Origin of the sequence: Sphingomonas fuzhouensis, from assembly GCF_034659795.1 — a bacterium.
Classification (GTDB): domain Bacteria; phylum Pseudomonadota; class Alphaproteobacteria; order Sphingomonadales; family Sphingomonadaceae; genus Sphingomonas; species Sphingomonas fuzhouensis.
In genome coordinates this window covers 2501-17232 of sequence record NZ_JAXSQY010000004.1, presented here as the reverse complement: position 1 = coordinate 17232, position 14732 = coordinate 2501, and the positions used below count along the sequence as shown (strand labels likewise).

General features: G+C 66.9%; 15 protein-coding genes (1 of these 15 cut by a window edge). 7 read left to right on the top strand and 8 right to left on the bottom strand.

The features are described from left to right. Positions 1 to 33 precede the first annotated feature (33 nt). Positions 34 to 804 carry a transporter gene (locus U1H82_RS10030; protein WP_322964791.1) on the bottom strand — a complete coding sequence of 257 codons (771 nt, stop codon included), beginning with the start codon at positions 802 to 804 and terminating at the stop codon, positions 34 to 36. A 232-nt stretch (positions 805 to 1036) separates the two neighbouring features. Between U1H82_RS10030 and U1H82_RS10025 the strand changes: the two genes are divergently transcribed. Beyond that, positions 1037 to 1933 (top strand): DMT family transporter, encoded by an 897-nt coding sequence (locus U1H82_RS10025; protein ID WP_322964790.1) that lies wholly within the window; start codon positions 1037 to 1039, stop codon positions 1931 to 1933. Further along, positions 1930 to 2409, top strand: a complete 480-nt coding sequence (locus tag U1H82_RS10020; RefSeq protein WP_322964789.1) for a GNAT family N-acetyltransferase — start codon at positions 1930 to 1932, stop codon at positions 2407 to 2409. The genes U1H82_RS10025 and U1H82_RS10020 overlap by 4 nt, the downstream gene beginning before the upstream one ends. Before the next feature lie 159 nt (positions 2410 to 2568). Here the strand turns inward: U1H82_RS10020 and ppa are convergent, their stop codons facing one another. From ppa to U1H82_RS10000, 4 genes are all read right to left on the bottom strand, one after another. After that, positions 2569 to 3147: an inorganic diphosphatase gene (gene ppa / locus U1H82_RS10015; RefSeq protein WP_175311232.1), complete on the bottom strand. Its 579-nt coding sequence runs from the start codon at positions 3145 to 3147 to the stop codon at positions 2569 to 2571. A gap of 110 nt (positions 3148 to 3257) precedes the next feature. Then, positions 3258 to 5183, bottom strand: a complete 1926-nt coding sequence (locus U1H82_RS10010; RefSeq protein ID WP_322964788.1) for a M61 family metallopeptidase — start codon at positions 5181 to 5183, stop codon at positions 3258 to 3260. 79 nt (positions 5184 to 5262) lie between these two features. Then, positions 5263 to 5940, bottom strand: a complete 678-nt coding sequence (locus tag U1H82_RS10005; RefSeq protein WP_322964787.1) for a DUF1345 domain-containing protein — start codon at positions 5938 to 5940, stop codon at positions 5263 to 5265. An 86-nt stretch (positions 5941 to 6026) separates the two neighbouring features. After that, complete coding sequence (locus U1H82_RS10000) at positions 6027 to 7073, bottom strand: hypothetical protein (protein ID WP_322964786.1); 1047 nt, start codon at positions 7071 to 7073, stop codon at positions 6027 to 6029. A gap of 129 nt (positions 7074 to 7202) precedes the next feature. Between U1H82_RS10000 and U1H82_RS09995 the strand changes: the two genes are divergently transcribed. The 5 genes from U1H82_RS09995 to U1H82_RS09975 all read left to right on the top strand — a co-directional run bounded on the left by U1H82_RS09995 (position 7203) and on the right by U1H82_RS09975 (position 12335). Next, a complete protein-coding gene (locus U1H82_RS09995; protein WP_322964785.1) occupies positions 7203 to 7781 on the top strand; it encodes a cysteine hydrolase family protein in 579 nt (192 codons plus the stop codon). Between the two features lie 48 nt (positions 7782 to 7829). Beyond that, entirely contained in the window at positions 7830 to 9152 is a 1323-nt protein-coding gene (hisS, locus tag U1H82_RS09990) for a histidine--tRNA ligase (protein WP_322964784.1), read from the top strand. Then, positions 9149 to 10222, top strand: a complete 1074-nt coding sequence (prfA, locus tag U1H82_RS09985) for a peptide chain release factor 1 (RefSeq protein WP_322964783.1) — start codon at positions 9149 to 9151, stop codon at positions 10220 to 10222. The genes hisS and prfA overlap by 4 nt, the downstream gene beginning before the upstream one ends. A 174-nt stretch (positions 10223 to 10396) precedes the next feature. Next, a complete protein-coding gene (gene prmC / locus U1H82_RS09980; protein ID WP_322964782.1) occupies positions 10397 to 11209 on the top strand; it encodes a peptide chain release factor N(5)-glutamine methyltransferase in 813 nt (270 codons plus the stop codon). Positions 11210 to 11507: 298 nt separating this feature from the next. Then, positions 11508 to 12335: a DUF4167 domain-containing protein gene (locus U1H82_RS09975; protein WP_322964781.1), complete on the top strand. Its 828-nt coding sequence runs from the start codon at positions 11508 to 11510 to the stop codon at positions 12333 to 12335. A gap of 62 nt (positions 12336 to 12397) precedes the next feature. Here U1H82_RS09975 and U1H82_RS09970 read toward each other — a convergent pair whose 3' ends face one another. The 3 genes in view from U1H82_RS09970 to U1H82_RS09960 are tightly spaced (at most 46 nt apart) and all read right to left on the bottom strand, a layout consistent with a single transcriptional unit that may run on beyond the window. Further along, the gene (locus U1H82_RS09970; protein ID WP_322964780.1) at positions 12398 to 12676 is read right to left on the bottom strand and encodes a hypothetical protein; all 279 of its coding nucleotides are present in this window, start codon (positions 12674 to 12676) and stop codon (positions 12398 to 12400) included. A 46-nt stretch (positions 12677 to 12722) separates the two neighbouring features. Beyond that, positions 12723 to 14195 (bottom strand): oligosaccharide flippase family protein, encoded by a 1473-nt coding sequence (locus U1H82_RS09965; RefSeq protein WP_322964779.1) that lies wholly within the window; start codon positions 14193 to 14195, stop codon positions 12723 to 12725. Beyond that, positions 14192 to 14732, bottom strand: the 3' portion of a protein-coding gene (locus U1H82_RS09960) for a glycosyltransferase family 2 protein (RefSeq protein ID WP_322964778.1). It continues 464 nt past the right edge of the window; the window shows 541 of its 1005 coding nt (coding positions 465–1005); its start codon lies beyond the right edge, outside the window — the gene reads right to left on this strand; the stop codon is at positions 14192 to 14194. The genes U1H82_RS09965 and U1H82_RS09960 overlap by 4 nt, the downstream gene beginning before the upstream one ends.

Sequence of the window (14732 nt, the reverse complement as noted above, 5' to 3'; positions counted from 1 at the left end):
CCCTGCCACCTCCCCTTGCAGGGGAGGAAAGTCCTACAACCGCAATCCCAGCCGCACGCCTGCGCCGACATCGGGTGCGCCTTTGCTGACTCCGGCGCTGCCCTGGACGCCCAGCGACAGGCGCTTGGACAATGCGGTATCCAGCCCCGCGCCGATTTCCTGTCGGTCGGCAACCGAATCACTGACCCGCGACGCGTAATTGTACGAGACGCTGACTTCGGTCGCCTTGCCGATGCCGATCGCGACACCGCTGCGCGCGCTGGTCACGTCGCGTAAGCGATAGCCGTAGGGCTGTCCGACGAATGTGTGGCCGACCGCCGCGAAAGGCGTGACCTTGCCCGGCACGGCGGCTTCCGCGACGACGGAATAATCCGCCTTGCCCGTGCCGAGCCCGCGCGTCGCAGAGGCGGTGGGCAGCTTGGCGCTGCCGGTCAGGGCGAGGGCCAGATGGTGGCGGCGCGGTGGCACGAGCTGCACCGATGCGCCGACCACCGCATCGCCCAGCCCGGAACGCCGTACGCGCGTGGCGGGGCGGGTGGGATCGGTGAAGATCGGCAGGCCCAGCGGCCCGCCCGGCGCGATGACATTGCCCGGCGCATCGACCTGCACCACGGGCAGCGCGGCGAAGACGGTGACCCGCTTGCGCTTGGCACGCAGCGCCAGGGTGGAACTGGCGCTGCGGACCTCTTGGTTCGTGCCGTACTTGCCCGAGCTATAGTCCGCGCCGACCGAGGCGGTGACCTGTGCGGTTGCGGGTGCCGCCACCAGCATGGCCAGGCCCGTTGCGGCGATCAGCGTCTTCATACCCTTTGTCCCTTGATATCGTGTTCCCAAGGGGCAACGGATGCGGGGTGGGGTTTCATCCCGAGCTTCGTTCGAGCGGGGCAGGTCTACCCTCACCCTTCCGGCGCTTTACGCCTCCCTCCCTCTCCCGATGGGAGAGGGAAGGGGCCCGCCCGCGATAGCGGGTGGGAAGGGTGAGGGCGGTCGTTACCCGCTCTCGCCTTTCACCCCCCGCCTCGGTATCGCCACCGGCATGACCGCGCGCACCTCTCCCGTCATCGCCTTTGGCGCCGCCGCGCTCGGCATTGCGATCTATTCGGTGATGGATACGCTGATGAAGCGGCTGTCGATCGACAGCGGCGCCTATAGCGCGGTGCTGTGGCGGTCCTGGGTCGGGGTGGCGATCACGGCCGCGCTGTTCCTGGCGCGCGGCGGGCGCTGGCCGGGGCGGGCGGCGCTGACGCTGCATATCGCGCGGGGGGCGACCGGGGGCGCGTCGGTGCTGCTGTTCTTCTGGGGACTGGCGCGCGTGCCGATGGCGCAGAGCATCGCGCTGACCTTTCTCGCGCCGCTGATTGCGCTGTTCCTGGCGGCCTTCGCCTTGGGCGAGACGATCCGGCGCGCGGCGATCCTGGGCTCGTTGATCGCGGGGGCAGGCGTACTGGTGATCGCGGGCGGCGAGGTGCAGGCTCAGGCCTCGACGGAGGTGGTGCTGGGCTCGCTCGCGATCCTTGTCGCTTCGATCCTCTATGCGGTCAGCCTGGTGCTGCTCAGGCGACAGGCGCAGGTGGCGGGCCCGGCCGAGGTCGCGCTGTTCACCATGCTGGTGATCGCGGTCCTGATGACGCCTGCCGCGCCCTTTGTCTCGGGCTGGCCCGCGCCGTACCAATGGCCCGCCATCGTCATCGCCGCCGCATTGGGCAGCCTGTCGGCCCTGCTGCTCGCCTGGGCCTATGCGCGCGCGGAGGCGCAGATATTGGCGCCGGTCGAATATACCGCCTTCGTCTGGGCCGCGTGCCTGGGCTATGCGGTGTTCGGCGAGCATGTGTCGCTGTTCACGCTGGCGGGGGCGGCGCTGATCATCGCGGGGTGTGTGGTGGCGGTGCGGCGGCCGGTCGCGTCCGGACCGCAGAGCGAGGCAGGATTATGAGCATCACCATCCGTGCGGCGACGTCCGCCGACACCGCGACGATCCTGGGCTTCGTCCGCAAACTCGCCGCCTTCGAGCGCGAGCCCGACGCGGTCGTCGCCACCGAGCCGATGCTGGCGGACGCTTTGTTCGGCGACCGTCCGGCGGCGGAGGCGGTGATCGCCGAGCACGACGGCGCAGCGATCGGCTTTGCGCTGTTCTTCGCCAATTTCTCGACCTGGACCGGGCGGCGGGGGCTGTATCTGGAAGACCTGTACGTCACCCCTGCCGCGCGGGGAGTGGGGGTGGGCAAGGCGCTGCTGATCCATCTGGCCGGGATCGCCCGCGACCGGGGCTGGGCGCGGTTCGAATGGTCGGTGCTCGACTGGAACACGCCCGCGGTGGAGTTCTACCGCGCGATGGGCGCGCAGGCGATGGGGGAGTGGACCGTGCAGCGGGTTTCGGGCGAGGCGCTGGATCGGTTGGCGGGGCGGTAGCCCCCCGTTCGTCATTGCGAGCGTAGCGAAGCAATCCAGTGTCCGGGCAAGACGCTCTGGATTGCTTCGCTACGCTCGCAATGACGGTAACAGGTTCCAACGAAAAACGCCCCGGTGCGGGTGGCACCGAGGCGTTCGTCAAACCGAAACCGGAAGGGTTCAGGCGCGGCCGGGCACGTCGTGGTCGTGGGGCTCTTCGCCCTTGGCCTTGGCGTCTTCGTAGCGCTCGATCGCTTCCACGACGATGCGGCGCGCTTCGTCACGGTCGCCCCAGGTGCCGATGCGCACCCACTTCTTCTTCTCCAGGTCCTTGTAATGGGTGAAGAAGTGCTCGATCTGCTGGAACACGATCTCGGGCAGGTCGTCGCGACCGCCGACATTCGAATAATAGGGGAAGGTCGAGTCGACCGGCACGCAGACCAGCTTCTCGTCGCCGCCGGCTTCGTCTTCCAGGTTCAGGACAGCGATCGGACGCGCACGCACGACGCAGCCTGGAATGAAGGGCGTGCGCGACACGACCAGCGCGTCGAGCGGATCGCCATCGGGCGACAGGGTGTGCGGCACGAAGCCGTAATTGGCCGGATAGCGCATCGGCGTGTGCAGGATGCGGTCGACGAACAGCGCGCCGGACGCCTTGTCGAACTCGTACTTCACGGGCTCGCCGCCGGTCGGGACCTCGATCACGACATTGATGTCGTCGGGCGGGCTCTTGCCGACGGGGATAAGGTCGATGCGCATCGAATCGGTCTTTCTTGCCAATGGACCGGATGAGTTCCGGTGTAAAAACAATGGCGGGCGCGATAGCGCAACCCGCCATGGCCTGTCGATAGATGTCGGTTGGACCGGGCTCAGCGCGCCGTCAGCAGACGATCGAGCCCGGTCTCGCCGGTGCCGACCTTCTGCAGATGCGGATAACGCGGGCCGCCGGTATAGTCCAAGGTGACGTCGCGGAAGACATCCTGGTTCTTTATCACCAACTTGACCGGCTTGTTGGGGTCTTTGGCGGCAAGGATCGCGGCCTTCAGACGCTCACCGGTATAGGATTCGCCGTTCACCGCCTGGATTTGCGTGCCGACATCGATCCCCGCCTTGAACGCCGGACTGTCCCAAATTGAACTGGTCACATCGCCGCCGTTCGACACGACCATGCCCAGCGAATAGCTGACATCGGTGCGGCCCTTTTCCGACTGTTTGAAGACGGCGGTCGGCTGGTCGGTATAGACCAGCTTGTAGCCGTTCATCGCAAAGCCGTCGATCGGCGCGGGCTGGCCGGTCTCGGTCAGCCGCTTGGTCAGGAAGCCCGCCCAGTCATAGGGCACGATCTTGTTCAGCGTATCGGCGACATCGTTGAAATTATAGAGAACCTCGCCCCAGTCGCCGTTGCGGATGCCGAAGAATGCCTTGGCGAAATCGTCCAGCGACTTGGTGCCGCCCGACTTCTGGCGGAGCATCGCATCGACCTCCATCCAGACCATCAGGCCTTCATTGTAATAATCCTCCGACCGCTGCCAGCTGGTCCAGCCCTTGGGCTTGCGCGACGAGATGATCGGGTCGTTGGTGGTGTCGACCAGATCGCGCCATTCGCGCCCCTTGGAATTGGCGTAATAGGCCAGGATCGAGGCATATTGGTCCAGCGTGTCCTGCTTCGACACCAGGCCAGAGCGCGCCTGGAGCACATAGCCCCAGAACTGCGTCTGCCCCTCATAGACCCAGAGCAGCGAGTCGCGCATCGGCGTATTATAGTCGGGCGTCCACAGGTCCGCGCCGCGGCGGAACTTGCCGTCCCAGCTATGGGTGAATTCGTGCGGCAGCAGGTTGCGCCGACCCGGCCCCGAATTCCACTCGGTGAAATAGCCCGGCGTCACGCCGTCCTCGGACGAGCGGTGATGCTCCAGGCCGATGCCGCCCAGCTGGTCGCTGATCGACAGCAGGAACTCGTAATGGTCGAAATGATGCGAGCCGAAGGTCTTTTCGGCCTGTTCGACCAGCCGCTTGTGCGCCGCGATCTGCTCGGGCGTGGCGGCCAGTTCGCCGGGATTGTCGGCGAAGACGTCCAGATTGACGTTGGGCGACAGCGGGAAGACCTTGCCATACTTGCCCGCCAGCACCGGCGAGTCGACCAGGATTTCGTAATTGGTCGTGTCATAGGTATAGGTCGAACCTGATGCCTTGGCCGGGACCGCGCCCGCCGCCGTCCAGCCGGTCGGGAAGATCGCGGTCATCTGGATCGGAATCTGGCGGGTATAATAACCGGCCGGATAGAGGCTGACCGAATTGGGTTGCAGCGAGATCATCGTCGGGGTGACGGCGATGCGGCCCTGATCGGGCTTGGTGGCCGACAGGAACTGGAACTCCAGGTCGAGCTGCTGCGCGCCGGCGGGCACGTCGATATGAAAGGCGAAGACATCGACCGGATCGCGCGTCCAGGGCAGGATGCGGCCGTTCGACCGGATGACGAGGCCCGCCAGCTTCTCGATCTCGCCGCGCGGGGAATGCGCGCCGGGCAGCCATTTCGGGAAGAGCAGCGCCATCGGCCCGGCCTTGGCGACCGGGATCGTCTCCTTCACGCGGAAGATGCCGCGATTGGTGTCGGTGGCGTCGACCACCAGCTTGATCGTGCCCGGATAGGGGGTGTCGACGGCCGCAGGGATGGTGTTGACGAAGGGCGCCTGGGCCGCGGGGGCGGAATTGCCCGGCGGAACCTGTGCCACCGCCGCAGCGGTGGAGGCGAGCAGCGAGGCGACGAACACGGAACGAAGCGAGTGGCGGATCATGTAGGGCCTTTTGCGGCGAAAGGAGATGCCCGCAGGTTAGGCACCCGATAGGCCAGTCGTCCAGACCCTTTCCTCCGCCTTATCCCGAGCCGCCGCCCAGCACATTGACCGTGAAGGCGATGACGCCGAGATTGAAGATGAACGCCGCCAGGCACTGGCCCGTCACCACGCGGCGCATCCGGCGTGAGGCGATGGCGACGTCCGATGTCTGGAAGGTCATGCCCAGCGTCACCGAGAAATACAGGAAATCCCAATAATCCGGCTCGGCCGTGTCGGGAAATTGCAGACCGCCCGCATCTCTGGTCTTGTCTGGCCCCTTCTCGCCCGCACTGTAGAACAGATGCGCATAATGCAGCGCATAGACGATATTGGAGAACAGCCAGGCGAGGATCAGGGTCGAGACGACCAGCGCGACGGTCACCACGCTGCTCCGTCCGCGCAGTTCGCCGCCGACCGCGACCAGCACGACGAACAGCACGATCCCGCAAAAGACGAGAAGCACGGCCCGATTGGCATCGTTGCGCGCGGCCCGGCGGCGCATCTTCACCGCCTGCCCCTGACGCAACAGGGGAATGAGCGAGCCGATGAACAGCAAGGCGGCGGCGTCGAACCCGGCAAGAATGCCGCGCGTCATCCCCAGCCCCGGCACCAGCCCCGCCACCGCACCGATCAGGATCAGCGCGAACCACAGGAAGCGCGGCGGGGCGATCCGATCGCCGATATGGGCTTGCAGGCGTTGCCAGCGGGTGGGGGTCATGGGTGGGGATGTAACCCTGCCGGGCCGGGCTTGGCTATGGTGCGATGATGGACGTTTGCACCGTCGGTGGCTCGGCCAGCCGGGCTTCAAGGCTCGTGACTACAGGATGTCCGGGCTTCGGGGCGTGGGCGATTTGGCCCCGTCCAGAAGTGCGTAAGCCGGAAGTCGAAGCCGTTGCAGCGTTCCCAGATCAGGGTCGCGGGCAGGGGCTTACGTGCCGCTTCCACCGTCGCTCCTGGCATCAGCACCACGCCCTCCATCCGCACCCTGTCGGCGGTTTCGCCAAAGGTCCGGCGAGCAAAGAAATTTGCCTCTCCGGCGTGGCGGCTCCAGATTCGCGCGGCGGCCGCGCCCTCGGTGGTGACCGGTTCGTCGGGCCAGGCGAAGTTGAGTTGTTCGGCAAATAGATAGGTCAGGGCTCGGGCGAAATCCTCTCCGCGCGGGTTCGCGAACCAGGGGCTGTCATAGACATTGGTGGCCTCCGCTGCGGCGGCGCGGTCGCCGTCCAGCCGGGCGCATTTGTTCAGTCGCGTGATGTCGTTGCGGGTCTTCCGGGCATCGAGCAATGCGCAGGCGGGCATCGCCGCAATGGCGGCGGCGGTGATCCGCTGGGCCAACGGCCAGACCAGCGCATCATCGCCGCATCGCGATTGGGTCGCCCGACGAACCTTGCCGTCCTTGCCCACCATTTCGACGCGTGTCGTCCAGCCATGCAGGCAGATCGATCCTTGCGCCTGGGGCAACTGGACCAAGGCCCGGTCGAAATAGGTACCGGCATCTGTCACGTCGCGCCACACGGACAGCGGGAGTATCGCGTCGATCGTCACGCCGGTTTCCTCCCCGCCATGTGGCTTGGGCATACGCCACTCGACACGCGGTTCGGCAGCGGGCGCATAGGATAGCGTGACGAGGCCGGCGTCATGGCCATAGCCATCGACGAAGAAGGCTCGGACGATCTCCGTCTTCTGTCGGGCATAATCCTCGGCCGGTGGCGCGTCATAGAGCGCGCGTTGCGCCTTCTCCGCTTCCGCCACGCAGCGCGGCTGTGCGGGATCGTCGCGACAGGAAGGCGACTGTGCAAGGGCAGGCGCAGCCAGCAGAAAGGCCAGTATCGCCGTCAGTATCGCCTTCATCGCCCTCTCCCCCAGGCATCCCTTCGGCCATTCTACGCGCTCTTATGTCCAAGGAAAGCAGGGGCGTGACGCATAGGGATATTATGATATGTCAGCGCTTTAGGGTTCGGAATGTGGCAATGTTCGGCCATGGACTCCGCCCCCCACGCCGCCGCGCTGATCATCATCGACATGATCAACGACCTGGATTTCGAGGGCGGAGAGGATTTGCGCGAACCGGCCGAGGCTGCCGCGCGCCGTATCGTCGCGCTGCGCGACGCGGCCGATGGGGCGGGGGTGCCGGTCATCTACGTCAACGACAATTTCGGCCATTGGCATTCCGAACGCTCCTCGATCGTCGAACATTGCGATCGGGAGGACAGTCCCGGCCGCGCGCTGATCGCCACGATCCGACCGCGCGACAGCGATTATTTCATCGTGAAGCCGCAATTTTCGGGCTTCTACGCGACCAACCTGCCGGTGCTCTTGCCGCAGCTGGGCGTGTCCCGCGTGATCCTGACCGGGGTGGCGGCCGATATCTGCGTGCTGTTCACCGCCGCCGACGCGCATATGCGCGAATATGACCTGTGGGTGCCGGGCGATACGGTCGCCAGCGAGAGCGACGCACATCGGCAATGGGCACTGGAGATCATGCGGCACAGCATGTGTGCCGAGACGCGTCGCACCGACGAACTGGCATTGGCGGACTGGCTGGCGAAGCAGGCGTGATCGCACTCTAGCGCACGGGCCTTCGCTACCTTAGATAGCGCCACCTCTATGGCACGGATCGAAACCCCCAAGCGCGTGCGCGGCACGCAGGACATCTTCGGCGACGAGCAGCGTCGCTTTGCGGACGTGCTGGCCACGTTCGAGCATGTCCATGGCCTCTACGCGTTCCAGCGACTCGACCTGCCGGTGTTCGAGGATACGCAGGTCTTCGCCCGCTCGATCGGCGAGACGACCGATGTCGTGTCGAAGGAAATGTATACCTTCCCCGATCGCGGCGGCGACCTGCTGACCCTGCGGCCGGAGTTCACCGCCGGGATCGCGCGCGCGTACCTGACCGAGGGGTGGCAGCAATATGCGCCATTAAAGCTCGTCACCTCGGGCCCTGTGTTCCGCTATGAGCGTCCGCAAAAGGGGCGGTATCGCCAGTTCCATCAGATCGATGCCGAGATATTGGGCGCGGCCGAACCGGCGGCGGATGTCGAACTTCTCGTGATGGCCGACCAGTTGCTGCGCGAACTGGGCATCGCCGAGGGCGTGACGTTGCAGCTCAACACGCTGGGCGATGCGGCGACGCGCGATGCGTGGCGCGATGCGCTGGTCGCGCATTTCGAGGCGCATCGGGGTGAGTTGTCCGAGGACAGCCTGGTGCGGCTGGAGAAGAACCCGCTGCGGATTCTCGATTCCAAGGACCCGCGCGACCGGCCGATCGCCGATGCCGCGCCGGATATCGACGCCTATCTGACTCCGCAAGCCCGCGCCTTTTTCGAGGCGGTGACGGCGGGGCTGGATGCGGCGGGTGTGGCCTGGACGCGCAATGCGCGGCTGGTGCGTGGCCTCGATTATTATCGCCACACCGCGTTCGAATTCGTGACCGACCGGCTGGGCTCGCAAGGGACGGTGTTGGCGGGTGGTCGCTATGACGGGCTGATCGAGTCGCTGGGCGGCCCTGCCACGGCGGGCGTGGGCTGGGCGGCGGGGGTCGAGCGGCTGGCGATGCTGCTCGACGAGCCCCCCAGGCCCGTCATCGACGCGGTCGTCGTGCCGATGGGCGCGGCGGCGGAGTTGCGTGCGACGGGCCTGGTCGCCGAGCTGCGGCGCGCGGGCGTCGCCACCGACATGGCGTTTCGCGGCAATATGAAGCGCCGCATGGCCAAGGCGAACGACCAAGGCGCCAGCTATGCGCTGATCCTGGGCGATGACGAATTGGCGAACGGCCAAGTACAGGTGAAGGCGCTGGCCACCGGCGAGCAGGCCCTGGTCCCGCTAGAGTCGGTATCGCAGAGCATTTACGACCTGCTGTTCGCGGATGCGGTCGCAAATGAGCATGACGCACAGCTTCCTCCATTGGCGCAGCGTCTGACCATCGCATGAAGACCATCTCCGCCGAACGCATCGCGCAGATCGAGGCGCGGCGCGACGAATTGCAGGCGATGATGGCGACGGGCGACCTGCCCTCGGACCGATTCGTCGCGGTGTCGAAGGAATATGCCGAGCTGGAGCCGGTCGCCAATGCCGCCGCCGAAGTGCGCCGGTTGCGGCAGGAGGCCGACAGCCTGGCGTTCATGACGCAGGACGGGGATGACGAACTGCGCGAGCTGGCGGCGGAGGAACTCCACGCCAACCGCACGGCGCTGGCGGCGGCGGACCGTCATCTGGCGCTGGCGCTGCTGCCGCGCGATGCCGCCGACGAGCGCGCGGCGATGCTGGAAATCCGTGCCGGAACCGGCGGCGACGAAGCCGCGCTGTTCGCGGGCGACCTGTTCCGCATGTACCAGCGCTATGCCGAGCGGCAGGGCTGGCGGGTCGAAATCATCTCCGCCTCGGTGCCCGATACCGGCGGCTACAAGGAAGTCGTCGCCTCGGTGGCGGGGGCAGGCGTGTTCGCCAAGCTGAAGTTCGAATCGGGTGTCCACCGGGTGCAGCGCGTGCCGGTCACCGAATCGGGCGGGCGCATCCACACCTCGGCGGCGACCGTCGCGGTGCTGCCGGAAGCCGAGGAGGTCGACCTCCAGATCGACGACAAGGATCTGCGCATCGACATCTATCGCTCGTCGGGCGCGGGGGGGCAGCACGTCAACACCACCGACTCGGCGATTCGCATCACCCATATCCCGACCGGGCTGGTCGTGATCCAGCAGGACGAACGCTCGCAGCACAAGAACCGCGCCAAGGCGATGAAGGTGTTGCGCACCCGGCTGTACGAGGCGGAGCGCGAGCGGCTGGCGGCCGAGCGGGCAGGCACCCGGCGCTCGATGGTCGGCTCGGGCGACCGGTCGGAGCGGATTCGGACGTATAATTTCCCGCAGGGGCGGGTGACCGATCACCGGATCAATCTGACGCTCCACCGCCTGCCCGAAATCCTGGAGGGCGAGCTGGACGAACTGGTCGGCGCCCTGCTGGCGGAGGATGAAGCCGAACGGCTCGCTGCGCTGGATGGGTGATGTTCGCGCGGAGACGCGGAGACGCGGAGAGAGCCAGCTCGTCGCGCCGCAGGCTCTTCATCTCCGCCGGTTGATGGTGCCCAGGCGTTGCCCCATGCCGGACATCTCCGCGCCTCCGCGCCTCCGCGCGAACCATCTTCTAATTTCCGGCCTTCGCCGGGGTGAGATGGTGGCGTGACCGACGCCCGCACCGCGCTCGCACAAGCCGCCGCGCGGTTCACCTTCTCCCCCACTGCGCGGCTCGATGCCGAATTGCTGCTCGCACACGCTCTGGGGATCGCGCGCAACGCCTTGCTGCTCGACCTGGCCCGGCCCGTTCCCGAGAATTTCTGGCCGCTGGTCGAGCGTCGCGCCGCGCAGGAGCCGGTCGCCTATATCACCGGCACGCGCGGCTTCTGGACGCTCGACCTGATGGTCGGCCCCGGTGCGCTGGTGCCGCGCGTGGACAGCGAGACGCTGATCGATGCGGCGCTCCGACACTTTAATGGGCGTCCGCCCGCCACCTTGCTCGATCTTGGCACCGGGCCGGGCACGCTGTTGCTCGCGCTGCTCGACGAGTGGCGGGATACCAAGGGGCTGGGCGTCGACCGCTCGGCGGAGGCGCTCCACTATGCCGTCGCCAATGCCGAAGCCTGCGGACTGGCCGACCGCGCGCGGTTCGTGCGCGGCGACTGGGCTGCGGCGCTGACCGGCGGCTTCGACTGTATCGTGACCAACCCGCCCTATATCGGGACGGCCGAGCCGCTCTCGCCCGAGGTGCGCGATTATGAGCCCGGCTCGGCCTTGTACGCCGGGCCCGACGGGCTGGACGATTATCGCCTGCTCGCCCCCGACCTGCGCCGCCTGCTGGCCCCCGGCGGGGCGGCGGTGATCGAGATCGGGCATGAACAGGCCGAGGCGGTGACCGCGCTGCTGGAGGCGGAAGATTTCGCCGTCACCCTGCACCGCGACCTGGGCGGGCGGCCTCGCGCGCTCCTGGCCCATTAACCACGCGCGCATTGAACATTCGCAGGTGATGCCCCATATTTCACTTGAAGGACCCCGGTTTATCCCGCTAGAGCGGGCGCAGGGGCACGCGAACATCGGCACTGTTACCGTATTTTTCGGGGTCGTTGATTTCGGACCGATGCCCATACCCTTCGTCATGCAGTCGCTGCTGTCCGGCGGCCGTGGCAAGCGCCTCACGGGGCGCGAGAGCTTCGCATCGTGCGACACGCGCGCGGTGTTGGAAAGAGTGGGCCGGAAAAAGTGGACCCTGTTGGTTTGACGACTAAGGACGAACAGCTTGATCAATAATCGGCAGGCCGGCCGCCGTCGCGGTCGTGGCGGCAACAATAATGGTGGGCAGCGTCCGGGTGGCAATCCCGGCCGTTCCGACAATGGCAATCGCATCGACAACCGCGCGCGCGGCAACGCCAACCAGCTGTACGAGAAGTACAAGAATCTGGCGACCGAAGCGCAGCGTCAGGGCGACCGGGTCAACACCGAATATTATTGGCAGTTCGCCGATCACTATTTCCGGGTGCTGAGCGAAACCCGCTCGCGCTTCGAGGAGCAGAATCAGCGCCGCCAGCGTGAGGAATCGCGCGACGACCAATATGACGACGGCTTCGACAATGATGCCGAGGATTATGGTGACGAGGGCGATCCCATCCGCCCCGGTGAGCAGCAGGGCGATGCCGAGCAGCCGCGCCGCGAACGCCAGTTCCGCGAAAACCAACAGCGCGAAACCTATGCGCGCGACAACCAGCAACGTGACGAGCGCCCCCGCCGCGACCGCGACGACCGCCCGCGCCGCGAACCGCGCGAGGATCGCCGCCCGATGCGCGCCGAACAGCCGCCCGTCGCCGCCGAGGAGGTGCAGCCGGTCGTGACCGCAGAGGTCGCCGCTGCGCCGCAGGTCGAGGAAGAGGCTCCCCGTCGTCGCGGCCGTCCGCGCCGCGAGCGTCCCGCCGACGTGCAGGAGGCAGGCGAGCAGACCGGTTTCGACGCCGATCGCCTGCCGCCCGCGCTCAGCGCTGCGCCCGAGGCGGACGCCGCCGCAGAAGAAAAGCCCCGCCGTCGTCGCGTCCGCGCGGCCGCCCCGGTGGAGCCGGAGGCAGCGGCGGGCTGATCGCCTCCGCGCTTCGCGAACGATAGAGGACCGGCCTCCGCAGGTTTGCGGGGGCCGGTTTTTTATGGCCGCCGGTCGACATCCTCGTCATGCCCGGTGCCCGAACTCAGGAACACCAACCCCATCAGCGCGCCGGTCAGCATCACCATGCCGCCGATCCCACCGATCACCCCCAGCATCGTCACCGCGTTGAGCGGGCCATAGACCTCGGCCAGCGCGATCATTGCACCCCCGACCGCGACGGCGGCGGCGACCGTCATCCACGCCATCAGCATGCGGAACCGCGCCCAGGCGAAGGCCGCCTGCTCGGGATCGTCGAGGCCATTGGGGGGAGGGGACATACGATAGACTATGGGCTGGCTCGGCACCTCGGGCAAGGCGAAGGGATCAGGTGCCCGAGGTCCGTCGCGACAGACGCGACCATAGGCCACCCCCGATCGCATTGATCTCCAACCGGATCGGATGGCGAAGCGCATAGACGGCGATCACCCAGGCCAGTACGCCGCCGATCGCCGCCCCGGCGAGCAGCATCAGCCCCACCGCCTCGGGCGGCGCGATCCAGTAATAGACGGCCAGGAGCGGAGCCACCGTCGCCAGCGTCGCGATCAGGCTCTTGGCATAGATCACCGCCAGTCCGCGCCACGCGAATCCCGTCAGTCGCCGGATCAGGCCGACATAGAGGAGGAACCAGATCAGCCCGTACCCGATGCGCGACACCGCGGCCCCTTCCAGGCTGACCGCTGCCCCGACCAGCAAGAAGCCGATCGACGCCGCCGTATCCAGCGCGTTGAGCATCACCAGCCGCCGGATCTTGCCCAGCAGGATCGGCAGTTCGACATGCAGCGGAAGCGCGGCGAAGAAAATCTGTCCGATCGCGATCCAGGCGAGCAGCGGCGCCACTCCGATCCAGCGCGGGCCATAGAGCATCAGCACGATCGGGGTCGCGGCGGCGGCCAGGAACGCCATGGCGGGCCAGGTCGCCGCGCTATAGGCGGCGACCACGCGCTGATAGGGGGCCGCCAGATCGGCCCCGGCGTCGCGCAACTGGGCAAAGGCGGGGTAGAAGACGCCGTCGACCGCACCGCTCACCAGCATCTGCAACTGCGCGGCCAGACTGGAGGCGCGGCTGAACAGGCCGACCGCCGTCAGGTTGAGGATGCGGCCGATGACCAGATCGGGGCTGCGGCCGCCGATCGCGCCGCTGATATGGAGGAGCGAACTGTTCGAGCCGAAGCGCAGGATCGGCCCCACCCCCGTCAGGCGCGGCGGGAAAGGCGGGCGGATGCCGGAGCGCCACTGGCCGATCAGCGCGCGGGTCGCCTGTTGCGCCACCGCCGCCCAGGCCAGCGCGAAGGCCGAATAGCCCATCCAGGCCAGCCCCAGCGAAAAGCCCGCATTGACGATCGCGGCGCCGACATTGACCAGGAACAGCGAGAAATAGTCCATCCGCCGTTGCAGCATGGCACTGGGCACGATGCCGAAGGGCACGACCAGATAGGAGCCCGCGATGATCGCCAGCAACGGGGTCAGCCGCGCATTGTCATAGAATCGCGCCACCGGCCAGGCGAGCACAAGAATGAGCAGGCCGATGCCGAGCGCAAAGATCAGCGAGACGGAGAAGCAGGTTTCGACCTGCGCCTCGCTCAATTCGCGCTCGCCCGCGACGAACCGGCTGATGCCGAAATCCTGCAGCACCGACACCATCATCGCGGCGGACAGGGCGATCGAATACAGCCCCATTTCGGGCGGCGTCAGAAAGAAGCGCGAGATCAGCACGCTGACCACGAACTGGATCGCAAAGGCGATATATTGCATGCCGATCGACCAGAGCGCGGCACTTCGGATGGACGAGGACGTCATTCGCGCAGAAGGCCCATGGCAAGCGTCATCGCGGCGCGTATCCGGCCGCTCCGCACCAGTCGCGCGACCGCGCGCCACAGGCCGGCAACTCTTTCGCGCCGGTCATGACGGGTATCGACGATATGCTGCACCATCAGGTCCAGGCCTTCGCTCGCCATGGCGGCAGGATTATAGAGAATGCCGCGCACCACCTCCGCCCGCACCGCGCGCGCGACGCCCTCGCGTCCCAAGGTCATATCCAGCGACTCGATCGGCGGCAGGGTCGTCCAGGAGTCGGAGGGATCGGGCCGCCCCGCCATCCGCTCCGCCCGGCACAGACGCGCCATGGCCGCGCCATAGTTGAGCGCCACGGCATGGCGGTTCGACACCTGGGTATCGGAATAGCGATAGCGGAGCAGTCGCTCGGGCAGATTGGCCATGCGCGTCCGCTCGGCCAGCCGCAGCCACAGGTCATAATCTTCGCAATGCCGATAGGCCGCGCGATAGCCGCCGACCGCCATGAGCAGCGAACGGCGCATCATGACCGAGGGGTGGCAG